Raw genomic sequence first — 22037 nt, forward strand, 5'->3', positions numbered from 1 at the left:
CCCGCGTCCTGTACGACGTCGAGGCGGTGGTCACCCAGATCGGACAGTTCATGTACCGACCGCGCCGCCCGAGGTCGTGCTGACCTTCAGCGAGGGCGTCCGGAAGGTGCCCGACAAGATCCACGTGATCGCGCCGGACGGTTCGCGGGCCGACGCCGGTGAGCCGGAGTTCGCCGACGCCACGGTCCGGATCCCGCTCAAGTCCGGCGGCGCCAACGGCACCTACCTGGTCAACTACCGGGTCATCTCGGCCGACAGCCACCCGATCGCCGGCGCCTTCACCTACTCGGTCGGCGCACCGTCGGCCGCGCCCCCGTCGGACACCAGCGCGCCGCCCACCGAGGAGAGCACGTTCCTCAAGATCGCGTTCCCGGTGGTCAAGTATCTCGGGTACGCCGGCCTGGTGCTGCTGGTCGGCCCGGCGCTGGTGCTCGCCCTGCTCTGGCCCCAGCGGCTGTCCCGCGCGCGCCCGGCCGGCCTGGCCTGGCTCGGCCTCGGGCTGATCGGGCTCTCCACGGTCGGCGACCTGTTCCTCCAGGCTCCGTACACGACCGGCGGCGGCTACTTCGACGGCGCGGCACTGCGGGACGTGCTCGCCAGCACGTTCGGCACGGCCCACCTGATCCGGCTCGGCGTCCTCGCGGCGTCGGCGTTCCTGCTCCGGCCGCTGCTGGCCGGCCGCAGCGGCGTGGCCGACCGGGCGCTGCTCGTCGTGCTCGGCGTGGTCGGCCTCGCCACCTGGCCGATCTCGGGCCACCCGGGCGCGTCGCCGGTGCCGGCGGTCTCCGTCGTGGTCGACATCGCGCACATCGCCGGCATGGCGGTCTGGCTCGGCGGCCTCGTCATGCTGGTCGCGTTCCTGTTCCGCCAGGCGGCACCCCGCGAGCTGAGCGTGATCCTGCCGGTCTGGTCACGCTGGGCGACGCTGTCCGTGACCGCGCTCTTCCTCGCCGGCGTCGTGCAGGCCCTGGTCGAGATCTCCACGATCAAGGCCCTCTACAGCACGACGTACGGGCAGCTGATCATCGCCAAGGTCGTGCTGTTCGGCGCCGTCCTCGGCGTGGCCGCGTTCTCCCGCAACCAGGTGCGCAAGCGGGCCGCCCCGGACGACCCGAAGCCGCTGCGGCGGGCGGTGCTGATCGAGGTCGTCGGCATCGCGGTCGTGCTCGGGCTGTCGTCGGTGCTGGTGCAGACCACGCCGGCGCGCACGGCGTCGGCCAACTCCACGATCCAGCAGCAGCCGGCGGGCTACTACTCGGCCATGATCACCACCAGCCCGAAGCTCAACCTGCAGGTCGAGGTCGACCCGGCACAGCAGGGCAACAACGACGTCCACCTGTACGCGTACACGAAGGACAACCAGCCGCAGGTGGTCGTCGAGTGGAAGGGCACGGCGTCGCTGCCCTCGGCCGGCATCGAGGCCATCGACATCCCGCTGCTCGGGCTCGCGCCGACGCACTCCACGGGCGCCGTCCAGTTGCCCCGGGCTGGGCAGTGGGAGTTCAAGTTCGTCGTCCGGATATCCGACATCGACCAGGCCACGGTGACCGCCACCGTGCCCGTCTCGTAGGAGAGGTTCCCCAATGATCCGTAACCGGCTGGCCAAGGCCGCCGCCCTCAGCGCCGGCGCCGTCGTGGTCGCCCTCGGCATCGCCGGTCCGGCGTTCGCCCACGTCACCGTGAACCCGAACGCGGCCACGCAGGGCGGGTACGCGCGGGTGGCGTTCCGGGTGCCGAACGAGAGCGACACCGCGTCGACCGTGAAGCTCGAGGTGAACCTGCCCGAGGACGCGCCCGTCGCGTCGGTGTCGACCATGCCGGTTGCGGGTTGGACGGTGGCGGTGGAGAAGCGCAAGCTGGCCACGCCGCTGGAGGTGCACGGCAGCCAGGTGTCCGAGGTGGTCGGCAAGCTGACCTTCACCGCGGCCGCCGGTGGCGGGGTCAAGCCGGGCGAGTTCCAGGAGTTCCCGGTCTCCATGGGCCCGCTGCCCGAGAAGGACCAGATGATCTTCAAGGTCCTGCAGACGTACTCGGACGGCGAGATCTCGCGCTGGATCGACGAGCCGGTCGAGGGTGGCGAGGAGCCGGAGAGCCCGGCGCCGGTGCTGAAGCTGACCAAGGCCGCCGACGCCGCGGCGCCGACGACCGGCCCGACCGTGTCCGCGCAGGCCGCCGGTGCGGGCGCGGGCGACGCCGACTCGGGCTCGTCGTCGGGCGCCGCCGTCGGGCTGGGCATCGCCGGCCTGATCGCGGGCGTGCTCGGGCTCGTGCTCGGCGGGATGGCGTTCATCCGTACCCGCAAGACCGCCTAGGTCTTTTTCGACCGGTCCCGCCGGTCCAGGGCGTTGTCCCTGGACCGGCGGGATTTTCTTTGTCCGCGTGCCGCGCCATCTGCGTCGTGTGTTCGGATCGTCACGTTGGGTACAGTTTGTCCGGTAACGCGATCAAGGGGGATGACGCAGATGCGGGTCGTACGCACGGTCGCCGGGCTGGTGTTGCTGACCATCGGACTGCCGGTGCTGCTGGTCGGTGGTGCACTGTGGACACTCATGCAACATCGGGACGCCGGCGGCGCGTTCAGCGGATCGCTGGAACCCGTCAGCACGCCCGGCCAGGCGATCGTGGTGCCGGACGTCGACAAGCTGCTCCGTGAGGACGCGGCGTTCGTGCGGGCCGGCAACACCCGGATGCGGCTGTCCGCGACCGGCGAGACGTTCTTCGGCCTGGCGCCGGCGGACGCGGTCCGCGACTACCTGTCCGGCACCGCGTACACCCGGGTCGACGCCGTCACCGTCGCACGCGGTGACCTGCCGGTGCGCAGCATGCCGGTCGGCGGCGCGGGCGCGCAGCTCGGCCCCGCGGCGCGCGGTGTGACGCCGGGCTCGCAGTCGTTCTGGATCCGCCAGGGCAGCGGTGCCATCGAGTGGACGGCCAACGAGGTCGAGGGCCGCGAGCTGAGCCTGGTGGTGATGCGGGTCGACGCGACCCCCGCGCTGACGGTCGACGTGCGGGCGTCCGCCGAGCCGGGCTGGCTCACCCCGACGAGCTGGAGCCTGCTCGCCGCCGGGGCGCTCCTGATCGGCGGCGGGATCTTCGCGCTGGCCTGGCCGACCCGCCCGCGCGACGTGGTGTTCGTGGTCGACCCGAGCCAGGTGCCCCAGGTCTCCGAGCGCCTCGGCGCGGCCACGGTGGACGGCCCCGCGGGCCCGCCGCCGGTGTGGCCGGCCCTGCCGGCGGCCGAGGTTTCCGAGCCGCTCCCGGTGCTGCCGGGCGAGCAGCCCAGCGGCACCGACGGCCCCTGGCCGCAGTGGCCGTCCGAGACGCAGCCGGGCCGCCCGGCAACCCTGGCCGACGCGCTGGCCGGCGCCGGCATGCCGGCCGCGCCGCCGCCCGGACCGGCCTGGCCGCCGACCCAGCCCGGCCCGGCATCGCCGGCCCGGTCCGCGGAGTCGGACGAGCCCGTCTCGTCGCCGAGCGCCTGGCGGCGGGCCGAGGCGGCCCGGCTCGCGGGCCTGCCCGCGGTGACCGCGGTCGCCGCACAGCTCTCGGTCGAGGCGGTGCCGACCTCCGGCGCACCCGCCGGAGCGGCCACCGCGATCCCGACCACGGGCGCACGCCCGCCGGCACCCCGCGCCGAGGACGCCGCGGCCGAGCCGGACACGCGGACGCCGTCGCAGCGCTCGGGCCCCAAGCATCTGCGCGCGGTCAAGTCGGACGAGCCCGAGCAGCCGACCAAGCGCGCGGCCAGGAAGCGCCCGGTCGTCTTCGTGGACACGGCCACGGAGCCGACGGGCCAGAGCCCCGACCGTCCGGTAGTCGCCACCCGCACCCGCGCCACCCGCGCGAAGACAGCACCGCAGCCGCGCGACGCCGCCCAGGAACAGCCAACAGCCACAGAACCGACCGCAGAGACCCTCGCGGACAAGCCGGCGTCCAAGTCGACGGCGCCTGAGTCGACGGCGTCCGAGTCGACGGCGTCCGAGTCGACGGCGCCTGAGTCGACGGCGCCCGAGTCGACGACGCCCGAGTCGACGGTGGGCGAGGTGACGACGCCCGTGCCGGCGGTGGGCGAGGCGACGGCGCCCGTGCCGGCGGTGGGCGAGGCGACGACGGTCGAATCTGAGTCGACGGTAGCCGAGCCGGTGGTGGCCGAGCCGGTGGTGGCCGAGCCGGTGGTGGCCGAGCCGGTGGTGGCCGAGTCGACGGTGGCCGAGCCGACGGTGACGGCGACGGCGGTTGAAGGTGAGCCGACGGCGGCCGGGTCGACGGTCCCTGAGGCGACGACGGCCGAATCCGGGGCGACAGCGGCCGAAGGGACGGCGGCCGCGGCGGAGCCGGCGACCGAGGCTAAGCCGGCGAAGGCCAAGACCCGTCGGACGACCGCCAAGTCGGCCAAGGCGAAGGCCGCACCCGAGCCGGACGCGTTGCTTCCGATGGAGGGCACCGAGGTCATCGAGACCGCCGGCTCGGCCAGCGACGAGCCGACCGCGGCGCACGGGCCGGCCGCCGTCGGCACGCCGGTGGGCACCGGCACCGAGGTCCGCTCGGCCGACGAAGCCAAGCCGGGGGAGGCCGCCTCGAAGCCGCGCGGCACGACCCGCGCGAAGAAGGCGGCCGACACCGGAGCGGCCAAGCCCGCCCGCCGCCGCAAGGCGGCTGCCGCGACCGAGCCAGCCGTTTCGGCGGAGCCGACAGCCTCGACAGAGCAGACGGAGCAAACGGCGTCGACGGCGCCGGCCCCCGTGGCTGAGCCGACGCGGTCGGCCGAGCCCAGCCCGGAGCCCCGCCCGACCCCCGCGACCGAGCCCGGTTCGACGGCGACTCAGGGCGACACGAAACCCGCCGAGGAAATCTCGACGGGTACCCCGTTCGGGGGACAAGCGGCGCCGCCCAAGCGTCGGCGGAAGACTGCCGCGGGCCTGCCCGCGCCGGAAACCGACGAGCCCGGACCCGCGCACAACGCGGTCGCCGCGCTCACCGCCAAGCGGCCCGCGACCACCCGCCGCCGCTCCACCACGACCGCAAAACGGCCCACTGACCAGGCAAGCTGACCGAAAAGCTAGAGCGGCCCTTCGCGCTGCCGACGCGAAGGGCCGCTCTCACCGGGGGAACGGTGCAACCGGAGAAGTCATCCGTTAATGCCAGTTTAACCCCTCCAGTGGCGACTGGCTACGTCTGTCCGGTTCTGGGCGGATCTAGGGGGCTACTGCGCGCCGGCAACAGGGCGATCAGAGCCAGCGCGGCGAGCACGTACAGGTTCCGGAGCAGGAAGTCGCCGACCGACCGCGTCGGGTCCGGCGCCACGCCCCAGTCGATGAACGTGTTCACCCCGTACAGCGCCACCGCCAGCGTCCCGCCGGCCAGTGCCAGGTCCCGCCGCCGGCCCGAGTCGACCAGGACGACCAGCGCCGGCACGAACCAGAACACGTGGTGCGGCCAGGTGATCGGGCTGACCAGCGCGCCGACCAGCCCGGTCAGCGTCACCCCGGCGAGGTCGTCGCCCGCCCGGAACGCCCGGGCCGCCCGCCACATGCCGAACCCGGCGACCGCCAGCGCCACGACCAGCCACAGCGCCTTCGCGGGCTCCGACGGCGCGACCAGGCGGGCCAGCAGACCCTGCAAGGACTGGTTGCCCGTGTAATCGGTGCGGCCGACCCGCTCGGTCGAGAACAGCGACGACGTCCAGAACTGCCACGAGTCCCGGGGCGCCACCGCCGCGGCCAGCAGCGTGGCCACGACCGCGGTGCCGGCCGACACCGCCGCCTCCCGCCAGCGCCGGGTGACCAGGAAGTACAGGATGAAGATGCCCGGGAACAGCTTGATCGCGGTGGCCAGGCCGACACCGGCACCGGCCCAGAACCATCGCCTGGGTACGGCATGGCAGAAGTCGGCCAGGATCAGCAGCACCAGCAGCATGTTGATCTGGCCGAAGAAGTACGTCTCCCGGGTCGGCTCGACCGCGAGCGCGACCGGGAACAGCAGGCCGGCGAGCAGCCACCGGGGGAGCCCACGGCGGTCGGCGACGGGTGCGGTCAACCACCAGGCGGCGACCGCGACCGCGGCGACCGTGAAGACGCAGAAGAAGCCGATGGTGAACCCGACCGGCACCGCCGCGAACGGGCGCAGCAGCAGCGCGGCGAACGGCGGGTACGTGAAGTAGAGCTCACCCTGCACCCGGTCGGGCTGCGCGTAGTCGTAGAGCGGGTGCCCGTCGGCCCACCACCGCAGGGCGCTGACGTAGATGCGCAAGTCGAAGAAGTCGCGGCGGGCCGCGTACACCCAGACGAACGCGACCGCCGCGGCGGTGAGCGCGGTCACCAGGGCGACCCGCCGGGCGGTGCCTGGGTTGATCTTCATCGGGGGAGCAGCAGCCTGCACCCCGGCAGCCTAGTGGAGGTCGTGGAGGGTGCCCTGCGCGTAGGCTGTCGATCGTGGCTGATCTTCTGGTCTGGATCGACTGTGAGATGACCGGTCTCGACCTTGGCAAGGACGCGCTGATCGAGGTCGCGGCGCTGGTGACCGACCCCAACCTCCAGGTGCTGGGCGAGGGCGTGGACATGGTCATCCATGCCTCGAACGCGCAGCTCGACGGCATGCCCGACGTGGTGCGCGAGATGCACGCCAAGTCCGGCCTGACCGAGGAGGTGCGCCGGTCGACCGTGACCCTGGAAGAGGCCGAGGACCAGCTCCTGTCCTACATCACGACCTACGTGAAGGACCCGCGCACGGCGCCGCTGTGCGGCAACTCGATCGCCACCGACCGGGGCTTTCTCGCCCGCGACATGCCTCGGCTCGACGCCCACCTGCACTACCGCATGATCGACGTCTCCTCGATCAAGGAGCTGTGCCGGCGCTGGTACCCGCGGGTCTACTTCGGTCAGCCGGCCAAGGGCCTCGCCCACCGCGCCCTCGCCGACATCCGCGAGAGCATCCGGGAGCTGGAGTACTACCGCCGCACGATCTTCGTCCCGCTCCCCGGCCCCGACGTGGAGACCGCGAAGGGCATCGCCGCGGATCTTTGACACAACCCTGTCGACGTCCCGTGGTGGCCTATGGCTATCATTGGTCGGCGCCTCGCCCGGTGGAACGCCGGGGCGGGTCGGCATGGTGGCTGTAGCTCAGTTGGCAGAGCACCGGGTTGTGGTCCCGGGTGTCGTGGGTTCAAATCCCATCAGTCACCCCAGCGCGTGACGGCTCGGCCGGGTTTTCCCGGTCGGGCCGTTCGCCTTTGTGATCAAGAGTTGACCGCCGCGGGTCGGCGCGGTCCGGCGATCCGGCTTACGGTGCCGTAGTGACGCTCCCAACCCCTCCACCGGGCCCGCCCATGCCCGGTTACGGGCCGCAGCCCCCGCTGCCCACCCCGCCGAAGCCGACGCCGGTCTGGCCCTGGCTGGTCGGCGGCGGGGTCGCGTTCGTCCTCATCCTCTGCCTCGGCGCCGGCGGCCTGCTGCTGGCGCTGCGCCAGGCGTCGTCCGACGACGACGCGCCACCGCCGCCGCGGGCCGGCCGCGAGGAGCCGGCCTTCCCGCGGGTGAGCCCGGAGCCCGGTGAGCGGACCGAGGAGGCCGAGCCGCCGCGGGTGATCGGTTCGGATGTCACGGTCAGCGGCAAGGGCAACAAGACGGTCAAGGTCCGGCTCGAACCGGACGCCGCCTACATCGCGACCATCACGCACGACGGCTCGAGCAACTTCATCGTCGAGGGCCTCGACGACAGCGGTCAGCCGGCCGGGCTCATCGTCAACGCGATCGGCGACTACTCCGGCGACCGCACCGTCGGGCTCGACCGCGAGGCGCCGGCGGCGATCGCCGTACGCGCGACCGGCACCTGGAAGATCGTGCTGCGCGACCTGAGCAAGGCGCCGAAGTTCACCGGCGAGGCGGCCGGCCGCAAGCCCGCGGTGTTCCTCGTGCCGGACGCCGCCGCGCTCGGCGGCCGGATCACCGCCACCCACTCCGGCCGCGACAACTTCGTGGTCCGCGGCTACGGCGAGGACGACCGCATCGAGCTGTTCATCAACGAGATCGGCCGCTACCGGGGCACGGAACCCCTCGCGCCGGACATCCAGGTCATCGAGCTCGAGGCACAGGGCGGCTGGACCCTGCGCGCGATGCGCTAAGGCCAGAAGTAGGTGCCGCCGCGGACGAGGTCGAGGCGGAGGTCGGGGCCGAGTTCGGCGACGGCACGCCGGTCACCGGTCACCGGGTCGAGCACCTCGAGTGTCGTCGGCCGGTCGCCCGAGTCGTCGGCCAGCAGGATGCCGTCCGGACCGATCGCGACCATGTGCGGGCCGGCCGTCTCGGCGGTGGCCGGCGGCAGGCGGAACTGCCGCACCGGCCGGCCGGTCGCCGGGTCGACCTCGACCAGGTCGCCGAAGCCATAGGAGTCGTTTCCGTCGGCGGCCTGGTACCGCTGCAGCGGCTGGAACACCAGCCCGCCGGTGTCCCCGCGGACAAAGATCGATTTGTCGACGCCGCCGTGCCACTCCTCGGGATCGTCCATGCCCGCCGCACGGTCGGCGAGCACCGTGACCGACCGAGCCGTGCCCTCGGCCGGGCCGACGAAGCCGATCCCGAAACCGAGCGCGCTCGACGGCACGGTGAGCGTGGCAGCCGGCGGCGCGGGTGACTCGGTCGCCGCCCCCGGTGGCGGAGTCCCCGGCAACGGCGACCCGGTCGACAGGAAGTCGCTGGCCGGATCCGGGAACAGCCGCCGGGGCAGCAACACGAGCTGGCCGTCGGCGGTCAGCCCCCGCGGCGCCCACCAGTCCGGGTCCGGCACCGGCACGGTGCGGTTGTCGCCCTCGTCGGGACGCAGGACGGTGGCGGCCGTCGGCGTCCGCCCGTCCGGCCGCCGCAGGGTCAACACCACCTGGGTGCTGTCGAGCGACCAGCCCGTCACGTCACTGTCGGCCACCGTGCGGATCTGGCCGTCGGCGAGCGAGTGCAGCACCAGCTCGTCGCCGACGCTGTAGGCGAGCCACCGCCCGTCCGGCGACAGGCCGCGGATCTCGCCGGGCACTCGGTAGCTCGCGCCGTCGCTGGCCAGCAGGATCACCTCGGTGAGGCGCCGGTAGACCAGCGCACCCGCGCCGACGCCCGTGCCGATCGGCAGCAGCGGCACCGCGCCGGGGCCCGGGGCGACGAACCGGGCCGGCAGCCAGTCGAGCCGCCCGGGCGTGGCGGGCCGGGTGGCGTCGACGGTGTCCAGCACCGGCCCCGGGGCAGGCCGGTCGGCCAGCACCGCGGCCGCGGTCGTGGCGACGAGCGCGGCGGCTCCGGCCGCGACGGACCGGCCGAGCCTGCGCCGCCGCCGGGCCTGTCGTAACACGGCTTCGGTCACGTCATAGTGCTTGGCCGCTTCGGCGGTCTCGGCGAAGTGCTCGCGCAGCCCGGTCATCGGTCGACCTCCTCAATGGTCAGTTCGGCGAGGTGAGGTGCGATCGCCCGCAACCGGCCCAGGGCGTACGCCGTCTGGCTCTTGACCGTCCCCTCGGTGACGCCCAGGAGGTCCGCGGCCTCGGCCACCGACCGGTCCTCGTAGAAGCGCAGCACCAGCACCGCGCGCTGGCGCGGGCTGAGCCGGGCGAGCGCCGCGTCGACCGCCATCCGGCGGGTGGCCTCGTCGATCCGGTCGCCGGGCGCGGCCCGCTCCGGCACGGCGGCGACCGGCCACTCGCCGCGCCGGCGCCACTGGGACACCGCCGCGTGGTAGATCGCCCGGCGCACGTACGCCTCGGGCTGGTCGTAGCCCCGGATCCGGCCCCACCGCTTGGCCGCCTTGAGCAGCGCGGTCTGCAGCAGGTCCTCGGCGGCCGTGTGGTTGCCCGCGAGCACGTAGGCCAACCGGGACCAGGCGCCGGTGTGCGCCTGCACGAACTCGCGGAAGCCGTCGAAGCCGGTCACGGCCGTAACACGCGCCGGGTATCGATCGGGTTGGAAAGCGTAGCGTCGCGATCGTGGAGATCCGCGGGGTGAACTACGACACCGGTCAGACGCTCGACGACTTCACCAGCCGGCCGGCGTTCGACGCGGACGAGGTGCGGCGGGACATGGCCGCGATCGCGGGTGACCTGCACGCGACCGCGGTGCGGATCTCCGGCGACGACCCCGACCGGATCCTGGCGGCCGGCCGGCACGCCGCGGCGGCCGGACTCGACGTGTGGTTCTCGCCGTTTCCCTACGACCTCGCGCCCGACGAGCTGGTGCGCTACCTCACGGGGGCCGCCGAGCGCGCCGAGGAGCTGCGCCGCGCGGTCGACCGGGAGGTCGTGCTGGTGCTCGGCTGCGAGCTGACGCTGTTCAGCAAGGGTTTCGTGCCAGGGGAGGGGCTCGCGGGCCGCACTGGGACGATGACGGACCCGGCCACGTGGTCCACACCGGAGCGCCGGGCGCCGCTGCTGGCGGGCTTCCAGCGGGCCCGCGACGTGCAGCGGGAGGCGGTCGCGGCGGCCCGGCTGGTGTTCGGCGGCCGGATCACGTACGCGGCCGGGCTCTGGGAGCAGGTCGACTGGGAGCTGTTCGACATCGTCGCGGTGGACGCCTACCGGGACGCCTCCAACGCCGCGCGGTACGCGGACGACCTGCGGGCGTACCACCGCTTCGGTCGTCCGGTCGTGGTCACCGAGTTCGGCTGTTGCACCTATCGCGGCGCGGCGGACCGCGGCGGTCTGGGTTGGACGATCGTGACCGAGGACCGGTCGATCCCCACGGAGTACGAGCGGTTCGAGCCCGAGCAGGTGAAGTACCTGCACGAGCTGGACGCGGTGTTCGACGCGGAGGGGATCGCGGGCGCGTTCTGGTTCACCTTCGCGGGCTTCGCCCTGCCGCACCGGCCGGACGATCCGGCGCACGACCTGGACGTCGCCTCCTACGGCCTCGTCGCGATCAAGCCGGACGGCGGGTGGGAGCCGAAGCTCGCCTTCCACGCGCTGGCGGCGCTCTACGGTCAGCCGGCCAGATAAGCCTGGGTCAGCTTGGCCGGCGCCTTGGCGAGCCAGGCGTCGACCAGCGCCGTCTCCAGCGCCCCAGCGTCGACCTCGGTGAGCTCGATGAGGATGGCCGCGTACCCGTCGAAGTGCGGGATCGTGAAGATGCCAGGCGTCCCCGCCGCGAGGACGGCCTCCTTCTCGGCGAGGTCACCCACCGCGGTCGCGACGATCGGATACGCCGGAACGGGCGCGTCACCGTACCGCTTGAGATCGGCCTTGCTGAACGGCCGTTCCCACGCGTAGGCCTTGCCCGCGACCGACCAGGCGCGGTTGCCGTGCCGCTCGCTCTCCGTCGTCTCCGGCAGCCGTGCCGCCAGCCGGGCAACGTCGTCCAGGGTCGCCATGCCGCTGACGGTACGGCAACCCGGGGCCGCTCAGGGCATCGTGTCGCCGCCGCCGGTGCGGCGCTGGCCCTCGTCGACGGCCTTGTCGGTCTGCTGGTCGTACTTGTTGCCGGTGCGCTCGTCCATCTTGTCGCCGGCCTTCTGCATGCCCTGGTCGACCTTGTCGTCGTGCTTACCGGCAAGGTTCTTCAATCGGTCCATGAATCCCATGCCGGCCGTCTTCCCCCGCCCGGCACCGCCAAACCGGCCGGCGCGCTGACCTGCGGGAAAATGCGAGAGATGGTGCCGCTGGGGCTCACGTAGCATCGCCGCATGGCCCGAACCACGCACCGCGGCGCCTGCCCCCTGGACTGCCCCGACACCTGCGTCTGGCAGTTGACCGTCGAGGACGGGCGGGCGGTGGAGATCCGCGGGGACGCCGAGCACCCGTTCACCCGGGGCGTGCTCTGTGGCAAGGTCAACCGCTACCTCGACGCGGTCAACGGCCCGGACCGCCTGACCACCCCGATGGTCCGGGTGGGCCCCAAGGGCGCGGGCCCCATCGCCTTCCGGCCGGCCGGGTGGCCCGAGGCGCTGGAGCGGGTGGCGACCGGGCTGCGGGACAGCATCGACAGGCACGGCGCCGAGTCGGTCCTGCCCTACTATTTCGCCGGCACGATGGGCGACGTCCAGGGCTACACGATGGGCCAGCGGCTCTTCGCCCACCTCGGTGCCAGCCGGTTGCGCACCACGATCTGCACGGCCGCCGCGGGCGCCGCGCTCGACTCGCTCTACGGCGGGATGGTCGGCTTCGAGCCCGAGTCGATCGTCGAGGCCGGGCTGATCCTGCTCTGGGGCGCCAACCTGCTCTCCACGCACCTGCACCTCTGGCCGTTCGTGCAGGAGGCCCGCCGCCGCGGCGCCTACGTCGTCGCCATCGACCCCCTGCGCACCGACACCGCCGGTCGCTGCGACGCGCACGTCGCGCCCCTGCCCGGCACCGACGGGGCGCTCGCCCTCGGCCTGATGCGGCACGTCGTCGACGCCGGCGCGGCCGACCTGGAGTGGCTCGAGGCCCACGTCGACGGCTGGCCGGAGCTGGCCGAGCGGCTCGCCGAGTGGCCGGTCGAGCGGGCCGCCGCCGAGTGCGGGCTCGACCCGGCCGTGCTGCGCGACCTGGGCGACCGCGTCGCGACCACCCGGCCGACCGCGATCAAGGTCGGGCTCGGCCTGCAGCGGCACGCCGGCGCGGGCCAGGCGATCCGGGCGATCTGTGCGTTGCCGCTGGTCACGGGCGACTTCCGCTACCCGGGTGGCGGGGCGCTGTGCATGACGAGCGGGCACTTCCCGGGCGGCGAGACCGACGTCGCGCGCCCGGCCGACCTGCCACAGCCGCGGGCCCGGCGGGTCAACATGAGCCGCCTCGCCCAGGTGCTGACCGGCGAGGCCGACCCGCCCGTCAGCTCGCTCGTGGTCTTCGACGCCAACCCGGCGGCCACCGCGCCCGACCAGACCCGGCTGCGCACCGGCCTGCTCCGCGCCGACCTGTTCACCGTGGTGCTGGAGCAGCGGTGGACCGACACCTGCGACTACGCCGACGTCGTGCTGCCCGCCACGATGCAGCCCGAGCACCTCGACCTGGTCAGCTCCTACGGTCACCACTACACGGCGCTCAACCTGCCGGCCACCACGCCGCCGGGCGAGGCCCTGCCCAACACCGAGATCTTCCGCCGGATCGCCGCCGCGCTCGGGCTCGACCACCCACGGCTGCGCGAGGCCGACGAGGAGCTCGTGCGCCAGCACCTGGCCGGCGGGCCCGTCACCTTCGAGGAGCTGGCCGAGCGCGCCTGGGCCCGCACCACCGGCGTCCCCGTCGGCAGCGCGCCGTTCGCCAAGGGCGGCTTCCCGACCCCGACCGGCCGCGCCCGGCTGCACGACCCTTCGCTGGCCGCGGTGGGCGTCGACCCGCTGGTCGGCTACACCCCGCCGGCCGCGCACGACGAGGCGGGCCTGGTGCTGATCGCGCCCGCGGGGCGGTTCTTCCTCAACTCCACGTTCGCGTCGCTGCCGTGGCACGAGAAGAAGATGGGCCCGCCGCGGATCCACCTGCACCCGGCCGACGCGGCCGCGCGCGGGCTCGCCGACGGTGCGCAAGTCAAGGTGCACAACGCCAACGGCGCGTTCGACGCGGCGGTGGCGGTCGACGACGCCACCCGGCCGGGCGTCGCGTTCACCTTCAAGGCCTACTGGGCCAAGCGCAGTCCCGGTCGCAACACCGTCAACGCGGTGACCGCCGTCCGTGACGCCGACCTCGGCGGCGCGCCGACCTTCCACGACATCCGGGTCGAGCTGACCGCGTACTGAGAGGGGCACCACGGGTGTGGTTCTGGTTGGCCGGTGCGATCGTCTCCGAGGTCGCGGCCACACTGTCGCTGCGCGCCTCGGCGGGTTTCACCCGCCTCTGGCCGACGCTGATCCTCGTGGTCGGTTACGGTTTCGCGTTCTACGCGCTGTCGCAGTCGCTCAAGCTCGGGATGAACGTCGGTGTGGCGTACGCGGTGTGGTCGGCGATCGGGGTCGCGCTGATCGCCATCATCGGCGCGCTGTTCCTGCACGAGTCGCTCTCGCCGGTGCAGATCGGCGGCCTGGTCCTGATCATCGCCGGCGTCGTCGCCCTCGAGCTGGGTCGCACGACCAGCCACTAGGGCGTGGTGGCGTAGGCCGCTTAGGGTCGTTGCCATGACCGACTACGTGGACACCGGTCGGGTCCAGCTGGCGTGCCGGGTGGTGGCCGGTCCGGCCGACGCGGTGCCGATGGTGCTGTTGCACGGCGGTGGCGGCGACGGGGCGAGCTGGGACGAGCTGGCGCCGCGGTTCGCCGCGCACCGCCGGGTCTACGTGCCGGACCTGCGGGGGATGGGCGCCAGCGAGCGGACCGGCCCCTACGGGCCGACGGTCTTCCGCGACGACGTGCTCGCCCTGCTCGACCGCCTGTCGCTCGACCGGGTGGTGCTGGTCGGCCACTCGCTCGGCGGCCTGGTCAGCCTGCTGGTCACGCTCGCCGCGCCGGAGCGCGTCGCCGCCCTGGTCCTGGAGGAGACGCCCCCACCGGTGCCGCTGGGCATCCCGGTGCCGACGGGGCTGCCGGACTCGGCGCCCTTCTACGACCGCGAGATCCGCCCGAGCGTGCTGGCCACCCTCAACGCGCCCGACCCGCTGTGGTGGGCCGGTCTGACCCGGATCACCGTGCCGGTGCTCGTGGTCGCCGGCGGCCCAGACAGCTTCCTGCCGCAGGACGCGATGGTCGAGATGGCGGCGCGGATGCCGGCCGCGGAGCTGACCACGATCCCGGTCGGGCACGTGGTGCACCCGAACGCGCCCGCCGCGTTCGCGGACGCGGTCGAGACGTTCCTGGGCACCCGGTGAACGCGGCGCCCAGCCGCGCCGGCGCGGTCGGCGCCGGCGTCGCGATCGTCGTCGCCACCGCGCTCGTGCTGCTCATGGTCGACCACCTGCGCCGGCCCGGCCCGCGGCCGCTGTTCCAGCTTCCGGTCGCCTGCGGTGAGACCTGGCGGCTGTCGACCTATCCGGGCCACGACGACTTCGACGTCGACCTGTTCCCGACCGAGGGTGACTCGTGGGGCCGCCCGGTGCTGGCGTCGGCGGGCGGCACGGTGATCGAGTCCGGCATCAACGGTGCTGTGGGCGGGCGTACGCCGGAGAACCCGAAGGGCCCGAAGGGTCGCGGCGGCGGCTACTGGGTGAAGATCGACCACGGCGGCCGCTGGGAGTCCCAGTACCTGCACATGCTCGAGCCACCGCTGGTCGAGGTCGGTGACGACGTCGCGGTCGGGCAGCAGATCGGCAAGGTCGGCAGCACCGGCGACTCGGGGGCGCCGCACCTGCACTACGAGCAGCGGATGGCGCGGGAGAAGGTCGAGGCGTGGTTCGGTGGAGAGCCCTCGGGCATCACCACCGACGACCGGGAGTACGAGCTAGAGCGGACGAGCGCCAACTGTCCCTAGGAACTCCCTGACCGCGGCGGCGGCCTGGGTCGCGGCGCGTTCCGCGGTCTGCCGGGTCGCGCCCGCCAGGTGCGGGGTGAGCACGACGCGCGGTGCGGTGCGCAGCCGGGAGTCGGCAGGCAGTGGTTCGGCCTCGAAGACGTCGAACGCGGCCGCACCGAGATGGCCCGAGTCGAGCGCGTCGGCCACCGCGGTGTAGTCGAGCAGACCGCCACGGGCGGTGTTGACCAGCACCGCGCCCCGCGGCAGCCGGGCCAGCTCCGCGGCGCCGATCATTCCCGTGGTCTCCGGGGTGAGGCGCGCGTGCAGGCTGACCACCGCGGACCGGTCGAGCAGCTCGGGCAGGTCGACCGGGTCGATCGCCGGATCCGCGTAGGGGTCGTGCACCAGCACCCGGGCGTCGAAGGCGGACAGGATCCGACCCACGCGCCGGCCGATCGCGCCGTAGCCGACCAGTCCCACCGTGCTGCCGGCCAGCTCGCCGCCGACCTGGTCGAGCGCGTAGAGGTCGCTGCGCCACTGCCCGGCGCGTACGCCCGCGTGCCGGTCCGGGATCTGCCGCAGCGCGGCGAGCATCAGCGCGACCGTGTGCTCCGCCGCCGCCACCGCGTTGCGCCCGGGCGTCGTGCGCACCTGCACACCGGCCGCCGCGGCGGCGTCGAGGTTGACGTTGACCGGACCGCCCCGGCAGACCACCACCAGCCGCAGCGCGTCGGCCGCGGCCAGCACCCGGGCGGTGAACGGCGCCATCTGGGTGACGGCTATCTCCACACCGGACAGTGCGGCGATCAGCTCGTCCTCGTCGCCGGACGCCTCGTCCACCTCGGCGACCGGCCCGAACGGGGTGTGCGGCCAGGGCAGGGTCAGCGTGCGGAGGTCGTGGCCCTCGCCGAGCGCGGCGGCGAGCAGGTCGTTGGTGACGAAGTGGTCGCCGGCCAGCAGGATCCGCACGATGGTTCAGCTCCAGTTCGATCGGGCCTGCGCGACGTGCGCCAGGTAACGGTCGTAGCCGGCGGCGTAGCGGTCGGGCGCCGCGGGTTCGACGACCGTGCCGGCCGGCGTCCAGCCCGTGGGCTCGGACGCCACAGTGGACAACGCGGCGAGGGCCGCACCGCGCGCCCCGATCTCCTCTCCGGCGAGCACCCGCACCGGCCGGTCGAGCACGTCCGCGAAGATCTGCGCCCACTCCGCGGAACCGACCCCGCCGCCGCACGCGGCCAGCTCCCCGCTTAGCGAAGCCGCCGTGAGGCAGTGCCGGGCGCTGTAGGCGATCGCCTCGCAGGTCGCCCGCACCAGGTCGGCCGGTTCGTGGCCCAGGTGCAACCCGTCGATCCGGGCGCGGGCCCGCGGCGCGACGAACGGCGCCCGCTCGCCGGCCTCGGCGAAGAACGGCAGCACGGTCAGGTCGGCGGACCGGCCCGCGGCCAACATGGCCGGCAGGTCCGCGACCGTCGCGCCGACTAGCCGCAGCACCCAGTCGAGGGCGGCCGTGCCGACCATCGCCGGCAGCGCCCGCAGCCAGCGCCCGGGCTGCCACGTGCTGAGCGTGAGCCCGGCCGGCTCACCGGTGGTGTCGACCGAGTCCCGGAGCACCTGGCAGGCGAGCGTGGTGCCGACGGTGAGCAGCCCGGCGCCGACGTCGCGGACCCCGGCACCCCAGGCGGACGCCGGCAGGTCGTAGGGCGCGCCGACCACGGGCAGCCCGGCCGGCAGCCCGGTGGCTTCGGCGGCCTCTTTGCTCAGCGGCGCGTGCGGTGCGTCGTGCACGGGCGCCAGCAGGCTCTGCCGGTGGGTGAGCCCGCAGGACGCGATCAGCTCCGCGTCGTACACCCTGGTGTGTGGATCCAGGAACGGCGCCGACGCGTCGGACGGGTCCGTGGCACGCAGGCCGGTCAGCCGCTGCACCACCATGTCCTTGCAGTAGCCCGCGGTCGCGGCCCGGTCGAGGTGGTGCGGCTCGTGCGCGTCGAGCCACGCGAGCAGCGGCCCGGCGCCGCCGGGGAACGGGTAGTTGCCGGTCCGCCGGTACGCCTGCGTGGCGAGCCCGTCCGCCGTCCAGCGGTCGAGGATCGGGGTGGCCCGGGCGTCCAGCCACGAGATGGCCCGCCGGACGGGGCGGCCGTCGGCGTCGAGCAGCCACAGCCCGTCGCCCTGCGCGGTGACGCCGACCGCCGTGACCGGCCCGGGCAGCAGGTCCCGCAGCTCGCGCAGCACCGCCACCACCGAGCCGAACACCGCGTCGGCGTCCTGCTCGTAGCGGCCGTCGCCGACCCGGTCGAGCACGGTCGGCCGGGCCGCCCGGGCCAGCGCCACGCCGTCCGGGTCGAACGCCACCGCCTTGGTGACCGTGGTGCCGGCGTCGACGCCGATCACGATGCCGCTCATCGTGCGACGTTATAGGAGACGAGGCCGACGGGCCGGGGAAAGCGCAGCGTGGTGGTCGCCGTCGGGTCCAGCACCGGGAGCCTGCGCCGGTACTCGGACAGGGGCACGCCGAGCACCGCGCACACCACCAGCCGGATCAGCGTGCTGTGCGCGACGACCAGGACCTTCCCTCCCGGGTACGCGGCCGCGAGCTCGGTGAGCGCCGTCAGGCCCCGTTCGGCCGCCTCGCCCGGTGGCTCGCCCTCGGGGAAATGCGCCGCCACCGGGTCGGCCTCGAACCGCTCGACCATCGCGGCATCCGCGGCGCGCAGCTCCGCCAGCGTGCGCCCTTCGGCGACACCGAAGTCCAGCTCGCGCAGCCGCTCGTCGACCAGCGGGGTCAACCCGGGAACGGCCGCGGCGGTCTGCCGGGCGCGGACGAGCTGCGAACAGGCCAGCGCGGCGAAGCCCTGCCCCGCGGCCCACATCCCCAGCAGGGTCGCCTGCGCTTCGCCGACCTCGTCGAGCGGCACGTCGCTGCGGCCGGTGTAGCGGGTCGGCTGGTGCCAGGCGGTGCGGCCGTGCCGGGCCACCACCACGGTCGTGGGCGTCATGACGGCTCCTCGGCGTAGGCGGCGTCGATATAGCCGCGCGCGGCCAGCGCTTCGACGAACCGGCCGTACGGCTCGGCGAACCGGTCGCCGACCTGCGGGTCCAGTGTCTCGGCCACCCGGACCATTCGCGCGGCGGTGTCGGTGAGGCTGCCGTCGCCGGCGGCAGCGACGATCGCCATGCCCAGCGCCGGCTCCGCGGTCGCGGGCAGCGTCACCGGCCGGCCGAGCACGTCGGCTCGCAGTTGCGACCAGTAGCGGCTGCGCGTCGCGCCGCCGGTCAGCGTGAGCGAACCGCTCGTGTCGGCGCCGAGCCGGCGCAGGTGGGCGTAGCAGAGCCGCTCGACGAAGGCGACGCCCTGCAGCAGCCCGGCGTAGCGGTCGGCGTCGTCCGTGAAGCCGCCGACCGTGAACGCCGTCGCGTCCGGGCGCACGAACGGGAAGCGCTCGCCGGCGGACCGCAAAGGGTAGACGAGCGCGCCGGCGGGCTCGTGCGCGGCCGCGGCACGGTCCAGCGTGGCCCGGTCCGCACCGGGAAACCAGTCGTCGACCACGGCGGCGCCCACATTGGACGCCCCGCCGGGCAGCCAGCCGCCGTCGGGATGCTTGTGCGAGTAGACGGCGCCGGACGGGTCGGCGATCCGGTTCGCGGTGACGCCCTTGACCACGAGCGTGGTGCCGAGCACCGAGTTCCAGGAGCCGACCGCCAGCGCACCGGCGGCGACCTGTGCGGCGCAGCCGTCGGTCAGCCCGGCCCGGACCGGCACGCCCACCGGCAGGCCGGTGTGCGCGGCGCCGTCCGCACGCACGGTGCCGAGCAACGTCCCCGGCCGGACGACGTCGGGCAGGCCCGGGACACCGGCGTCGGCCCAGCCGCCGTCGTAGCCGGTCTTCAACGCGCTGGTCCAGTCGGTGGCGACCAGCGTGCCGGTCAGCCGGTCGGCGAGGTGGTCACCGCTGTGCCGCACCATGAGCCGGCCGTCGGCCAGGCCCGCCCGGACGTCGGCGGTGCCGTGCCGGAGCAGCCAGCGCAGCTTGGGCAGCGCCCAGGTCCGCTGCACACCCGTCTCGGCGACCTCGCGGTCGGTGGCGCGGGCGTCGTCGTACATCAGCGCCGGGGTCCGCGGTGTCCCGTCCCGCCCGGCGAGCAGGAACGTGCCGGAGGTCGCGCAGACGGCGACCCCACGGACCCGCTCGGGCGGCACGCCGCGCAGCGCGGCCCGGAACGCCGCACCGAGCGCCGTCCACCAGTCCGCCGGGTCCTGCTCGTGCCGCCCGCCGGCGCGCCGGCTCGACAGCGGCACGCCCGCGCGTGCCACCACCGTGCCGTCGTCGCCGGCGAGCAGCACCCGCAGGCTCTGCGTGCCGACGTCGACGCCGGCCCACAGGTCTGTCATCCGCACTCCATCAGCCGACCGAGACCTTCGCGAAGTCCGGGCGGCCGTTGACCGGCAGCTCGAACCCCTGGACGTTCTCGCGTACGGCGTAGTTGTTCTTCAGGTCGACCGGGAAGACGGCGACCGCGTCGTCCCAGAGAATCTTGTCAGCCTGGGCGTAGAGGGTCTTGCGTTCGTTCGGGTCGAGCGACGCGCGGGCCTGCGCCAGGATCGTGTCGAGCTTTTCGTTGCAGTAGCCCAGGCGCTTGGCGGCGCAGGTGTAGAGCCGGTTGAGGGTGAAGTCGGCGTCGCCCGTGCCGGTGGTGTTGGTCTGCAGGTTCATGTCCCAGTCGAGCGCCGCGAAGTCCTTCAGCCACGTGGCCCGCTCCTTCTCCTGCGGTGCCACCTTGATGCCGACCTTGGCCCAGTCCGAGATGAAGGCCTGTGCCATCGCCTTGATGTTGGGCCCGCCCTCCAGCGGCCACTGCATCGAGATCTCGATGCCGTTGGGGTGGCCGGCCTCGGCGAGCAGCTGCTTGGCCAGCTCCGGGTCGTGTGCCGGCGGTTCGAGCTGCGTGGCGCCGAAGACGGACTGGGTGATCGGCGAGCGGGCCACGGTGCCGAGGTCGCCGAACAGGCCGCCGATCGTGCCCTGCAGGTCGAGGGCGTGCAGCAGCGCTTTGCGAACGCGTATGTCGTCGAACGGCTTGCGGTTCTGGTTGAACCAGATGAAGTAGTAGTTGTAGCTGTCGCCGGTCCCGTACTTCACCCCGTCCAGGCCGGACACCTCGCCGACCTGGTCAGGCGGGATCGCCGAGAGCACGTCGACCTCGTTGTTGGTCAGGGCGGTGACCCGGGCGGCCACCTCCGGCATGTCGAGGATCTCCAGCCGGGCCACCTTGGCCTTCTCGCCCCAGTAGTTCTCGTTGCGGGTCAGCACCACCTTGTCGTCGGGGCTGAACGACTCGATCGCGAACGGGCCTGTGCCGACCGGCTTCTGCCAGTACGCGTCGTCGCCGACCTTGGCGCCCTGACCGATGAACACCAGCGACAGGCTGCTGGGCAGGGTGCCCAGGGGCGCCGAGGTGTGCACGGTCACGGTCTTGTCGTCGGTCGCGTCGATCGCGGTGACCGCCGAGAGCAGCGGCGCGAGCGAGCCCTTGAGGCCGATCAGCCGCTCGATCGAGCCCTTGACGTCCGCGGCGGTGAACGGCGTGCCGTCGCTGAACGTCACGCCCTCGCGGAGGTGGAAGACCCAGGTCTTCGGGTCGGGCGTGTCCCAGGAGGTGGCCAGCTTGGGTGCCGGCTCGCCGTTCTGGATCACGGTGAGGGTCTCCAGCGCCTGCTGGACGGTGGTCTGCACCGGCTCCTCGGCCGGGTACTGCTGTACGTCCAGGGACACGGGGAACAGCTGCGGCGCGTACCGCAGCGTCTGGTCGCCGGAGTCGGCGGAGCCGTCGTCGCCGCAGGCCGCGAGGCCGAGCAGCACCGTGGCCACGAGAAGGACGCGCGCGGCACGGGATCTAGCGGTCATAGCCTCTCCTTGGTCGGTCAGCGGGGTGGCAGGGTGAAGGTGGCCGCGACGGGCTTGTGGTCCGAGGGGGCGATGCCGCCGGAGAAGAACTCGACGACCTCGCTCGCCCGGGTGGTGACGGGCCCGCGGGCGAAGATCCAGTCGATCGCCTTGGCCGGCGAGCCCAGCGGGGACAGCCGGGTGCCGCGACCGGTGGCGAAGGGTAGTGGCGCGACCGGGTGGGTGACCGGCGACGTCCGGCCCAGCGCGGTGAAGGAGTCGAGGAAGCCGCCGTTGCCGAGCACCCACAACGGCTCGCCGATGTCGTTGATGTCCACGGTGAACAGACACGGTGCGGTGCCGGCGACCTCGTCCAGCGCCGCCACCACCGCCTCGGCCTGCCCCCGGCGCCGGTTGACGCCGTCGGCCCGTTCGGCGCGGTGGCCGGGCCAGGTCAGGTGTGCGGTCGCGAAGACCAGCTCCGGTGCGTCCGCGGCCGGCCGCAGCCGCACCCAGAACAGCCGGGCGTGCTCGTCGAGGATCCCGACGTCGCGCGCACCGTGTTCGACGTGCGTGAACAGCTCCGTGCGCCACCAGAGGTTGCTCTGCACCGCCCAGCCGGGGAACTCGTCGTGCACCCGGGCGTGCCCGGGCAGGGCCGCGTCGACCACGGCCCGGGAACCGGGACGCAGCTCCTGCGTCGCCAGCAGGTCCGGCGGGCGCGTCTCCAGCAGGTCCCGGATCGCGGGTTCCCGCGCGGCCAGGTGCGCGTCGCCCCACAGGTTGTAGGTCATCGCGACGAACGTGAACGCTCCGGCGAGCATGCCTCTCCTTC

General features: G+C 73.7%; 21 protein-coding genes and 1 tRNA gene. 11 read left to right on the forward strand and 11 right to left on the reverse strand.

The genetic code is table 11. From position 1 onward, the window contains the following. The 3 genes from AB0H87_RS11940 to AB0H87_RS11950 form a co-directional block, all read left to right on the forward strand. Nucleotides 1-1570, forward strand: a 1570-nt coding sequence (locus AB0H87_RS11940; RefSeq protein WP_360143033.1) for a copper resistance protein CopC, incomplete at its 5' end; no start/stop codon positions are given. 13 nt (nt 1571-1583) lie between these two features. Continuing rightward, nucleotides 1584-2312, forward strand: a complete 729-nt coding sequence (locus AB0H87_RS11945) for a YcnI family protein (protein WP_360143034.1) — start codon at nt 1584-1586, stop codon at nt 2310-2312. A 150-nt stretch (nt 2313-2462) separates the two neighbouring features. Further along, a complete protein-coding gene (locus tag AB0H87_RS11950) occupies nt 2463-5051 on the forward strand; it encodes a hypothetical protein (protein WP_360143035.1) in 2589 nt (862 codons plus the stop codon). A 118-nt stretch (nt 5052-5169) separates the two neighbouring features. Here AB0H87_RS11950 and AB0H87_RS11955 read toward each other — a convergent pair whose 3' ends face one another. After that, nucleotides 5170-6357, reverse strand: a complete 1188-nt coding sequence (locus tag AB0H87_RS11955) for a glycosyltransferase 87 family protein (RefSeq protein WP_360143036.1) — start codon at nt 6355-6357, stop codon at nt 5170-5172. 74 nt (nt 6358-6431) lie between these two features. Here AB0H87_RS11955 and orn point away from each other — a divergent pair, with 74 nt between their 5' ends. From orn to AB0H87_RS11970, 3 genes are all read left to right on the forward strand, one after another. Beyond that, nucleotides 6432-7022 (forward strand): oligoribonuclease, encoded by a 591-nt coding sequence (gene orn / locus AB0H87_RS11960; RefSeq protein WP_360143037.1) that lies wholly within the window; start codon nt 6432-6434, stop codon nt 7020-7022. An 85-nt stretch (nt 7023-7107) separates the two neighbouring features. After that, nucleotides 7108-7183 (forward strand) — tRNA-His (locus AB0H87_RS11965). Nucleotides 7184-7291: 108 nt separating this feature from the next. Further along, entirely contained in the window at nt 7292-8119 is an 828-nt protein-coding gene (locus tag AB0H87_RS11970) for a hypothetical protein (RefSeq protein ID WP_360143039.1), read from the forward strand. Here AB0H87_RS11970 and AB0H87_RS11975 read toward each other — a convergent pair. Both AB0H87_RS11975 and AB0H87_RS11980 read right to left on the reverse strand, forming a co-directional pair. Continuing rightward, the gene (locus AB0H87_RS11975) at nt 8116-9399 is read right to left on the reverse strand and encodes a hypothetical protein (protein WP_360143041.1); all 1284 of its coding nucleotides are present in this window, start codon (nt 9397-9399) and stop codon (nt 8116-8118) included. The two genes, AB0H87_RS11970 and AB0H87_RS11975, sit on opposite strands and share 4 nt — an antisense overlap. After that, on the reverse strand, nt 9396-9905 hold the full coding sequence (locus AB0H87_RS11980) for a SigE family RNA polymerase sigma factor (protein WP_360143043.1): 510 nt from the start codon (nt 9903-9905) through the stop codon (nt 9396-9398). Before AB0H87_RS11980 ends, AB0H87_RS11975 begins: the two co-directional genes overlap by 4 nt. A 53-nt stretch (nt 9906-9958) precedes the next feature. On the opposite strand from AB0H87_RS11980, the gene AB0H87_RS11985 reads away from it, so the two are divergent. Next, nucleotides 9959-10963, forward strand: coding sequence for a hypothetical protein (locus tag AB0H87_RS11985; protein ID WP_360143045.1), 1005 nt, complete (start codon nt 9959-9961; stop codon nt 10961-10963). On the opposite strand, the gene AB0H87_RS11990 is transcribed toward AB0H87_RS11985, so the two are convergent. Both AB0H87_RS11990 and AB0H87_RS11995 read right to left on the reverse strand, forming a co-directional pair. Further along, the gene (locus AB0H87_RS11990) at nt 10948-11334 is read right to left on the reverse strand and encodes an MmcQ/YjbR family DNA-binding protein (protein ID WP_360143047.1); all 387 of its coding nucleotides are present in this window, start codon (nt 11332-11334) and stop codon (nt 10948-10950) included. The genes AB0H87_RS11985 and AB0H87_RS11990 overlap by 16 nt on opposite strands. Nucleotides 11335-11364: 30 nt before the next feature. Beyond that, nucleotides 11365-11544 (reverse strand): antitoxin, encoded by a 180-nt coding sequence (locus AB0H87_RS11995; RefSeq protein WP_360143049.1) that lies wholly within the window; start codon nt 11542-11544, stop codon nt 11365-11367. A gap of 102 nt (nt 11545-11646) precedes the next feature. Between AB0H87_RS11995 and AB0H87_RS12000 the strand changes: the two genes are divergently transcribed. Genes AB0H87_RS12000 through AB0H87_RS12015 form a run of 4 tightly spaced genes read left to right on the forward strand, consistent with a single transcriptional unit; the run spans nt 11647 to nt 15338 of the window. Beyond that, entirely contained in the window at nt 11647-13677 is a 2031-nt protein-coding gene (locus AB0H87_RS12000) for a molybdopterin-dependent oxidoreductase (protein WP_360143051.1), read from the forward strand. 14 nt (nt 13678-13691) lie between these two features. Further along, on the forward strand, nt 13692-14018 hold the full coding sequence (locus AB0H87_RS12005; protein WP_360143053.1) for a multidrug efflux SMR transporter: 327 nt from the start codon (nt 13692-13694) through the stop codon (nt 14016-14018). Nucleotides 14019-14052: 34 nt separating this feature from the next. Beyond that, nucleotides 14053-14739: an alpha/beta hydrolase gene (locus tag AB0H87_RS12010; protein ID WP_360143055.1), complete on the forward strand. Its 687-nt coding sequence runs from the start codon at nt 14053-14055 to the stop codon at nt 14737-14739. Beyond that, nucleotides 14736-15338: a M23 family metallopeptidase gene (locus tag AB0H87_RS12015; protein WP_360143057.1), complete on the forward strand. Its 603-nt coding sequence runs from the start codon at nt 14736-14738 to the stop codon at nt 15336-15338. Before AB0H87_RS12010 ends, AB0H87_RS12015 begins: the two co-directional genes overlap by 4 nt. On the opposite strand, the gene AB0H87_RS12020 is transcribed toward AB0H87_RS12015, so the two are convergent. The 6 genes from AB0H87_RS12020 to AB0H87_RS12045 are packed head-to-tail and all read right to left on the reverse strand — an operon-like array spanning nt 15309 to nt 22026. Continuing rightward, nucleotides 15309-16289, reverse strand: a complete 981-nt coding sequence (locus AB0H87_RS12020) for a 2-hydroxyacid dehydrogenase (RefSeq protein ID WP_360143059.1) — start codon at nt 16287-16289, stop codon at nt 15309-15311. The two genes, AB0H87_RS12015 and AB0H87_RS12020, sit on opposite strands and share 30 nt — an antisense overlap. A gap of 6 nt (nt 16290-16295) precedes the next feature. Then, nucleotides 16296-17723: an FGGY-family carbohydrate kinase gene (locus AB0H87_RS12025; protein WP_360143061.1), complete on the reverse strand. Its 1428-nt coding sequence runs from the start codon at nt 17721-17723 to the stop codon at nt 16296-16298. Further along, nucleotides 17720-18316, reverse strand: a complete 597-nt coding sequence (locus AB0H87_RS12030) for a histidine phosphatase family protein (RefSeq protein WP_360143063.1) — start codon at nt 18314-18316, stop codon at nt 17720-17722. The genes AB0H87_RS12025 and AB0H87_RS12030 overlap by 4 nt, the downstream gene beginning before the upstream one ends. Beyond that, nucleotides 18313-19710 carry an FGGY-family carbohydrate kinase gene (locus AB0H87_RS12035; RefSeq protein WP_360143065.1) on the reverse strand — a complete coding sequence of 466 codons (1398 nt, stop codon included), beginning with the start codon at nt 19708-19710 and terminating at the stop codon, nt 18313-18315. Before AB0H87_RS12035 ends, AB0H87_RS12030 begins: the two co-directional genes overlap by 4 nt. Nucleotides 19711-19720: 10 nt before the next feature. Continuing rightward, nucleotides 19721-21223 (reverse strand): ABC transporter substrate-binding protein, encoded by a 1503-nt coding sequence (locus AB0H87_RS12040; protein ID WP_360143067.1) that lies wholly within the window; start codon nt 21221-21223, stop codon nt 19721-19723. Nucleotides 21224-21240: 17 nt separating this feature from the next. Next, nucleotides 21241-22026: an endonuclease/exonuclease/phosphatase family protein gene (locus tag AB0H87_RS12045; RefSeq protein ID WP_360143069.1), complete on the reverse strand. Its 786-nt coding sequence runs from the start codon at nt 22024-22026 to the stop codon at nt 21241-21243. Between the last annotated feature and the right edge of the window lie 11 nt (nt 22027-22037).

Origin of the sequence: Asanoa sp. NPDC050611 (assembly GCF_040654855.1) — a bacterium.
GTDB lineage: Bacteria > Actinomycetota > Actinomycetes > Mycobacteriales > Micromonosporaceae > Asanoa.

Excerpts from the sequence above, each read along its gene's own strand:
- AB0H87_RS12025 (WP_360143061.1), bottom strand. The coding sequence starts at position 17,723 with ATGAGCGGCATCGTGATCGGCGTCGACGCCGGCACCACGGTCACCAAG.
- AB0H87_RS12040 (WP_360143067.1), bottom strand. The coding sequence starts at position 21,223 with ATGACCGCTAGATCCCGTGCCGCGCGCGTCCTTCTCGTGGCCACGGTG.
- AB0H87_RS12010 (WP_360143055.1), top strand. The coding sequence starts at position 14,053 with ATGACCGACTACGTGGACACCGGTCGGGTCCAGCTGGCGTGCCGGGTG.
- AB0H87_RS12030 (WP_360143063.1), bottom strand. The coding sequence starts at position 18,316 with ATGACGCCCACGACCGTGGTGGTGGCCCGGCACGGCCGCACCGCCTGG.
- AB0H87_RS11945 (WP_360143034.1), top strand. The coding sequence starts at position 1,584 with ATGATCCGTAACCGGCTGGCCAAGGCCGCCGCCCTCAGCGCCGGCGCC.
- AB0H87_RS11995 (WP_360143049.1), bottom strand. The coding sequence starts at position 11,544 with ATGGGATTCATGGACCGATTGAAGAACCTTGCCGGTAAGCACGACGAC.
- AB0H87_RS12035 (WP_360143065.1), bottom strand. The coding sequence starts at position 19,710 with ATGACAGACCTGTGGGCCGGCGTCGACGTCGGCACGCAGAGCCTGCGG.
- AB0H87_RS11975 (WP_360143041.1), bottom strand. The coding sequence starts at position 9,399 with ATGACCGGGCTGCGCGAGCACTTCGCCGAGACCGCCGAAGCGGCCAAG.
- AB0H87_RS11955 (WP_360143036.1), bottom strand. The coding sequence starts at position 6,357 with ATGAAGATCAACCCAGGCACCGCCCGGCGGGTCGCCCTGGTGACCGCG.
- AB0H87_RS11990 (WP_360143047.1), bottom strand. The coding sequence starts at position 11,334 with ATGGCGACCCTGGACGACGTTGCCCGGCTGGCGGCACGGCTGCCGGAG.
- AB0H87_RS12045 (WP_360143069.1), bottom strand. The coding sequence starts at position 22,026 with ATGCTCGCCGGAGCGTTCACGTTCGTCGCGATGACCTACAACCTGTGG.
- AB0H87_RS12000 (WP_360143051.1), top strand. The coding sequence starts at position 11,647 with ATGGCCCGAACCACGCACCGCGGCGCCTGCCCCCTGGACTGCCCCGAC.
- AB0H87_RS11950 (WP_360143035.1), top strand. The coding sequence starts at position 2,463 with ATGCGGGTCGTACGCACGGTCGCCGGGCTGGTGTTGCTGACCATCGGA.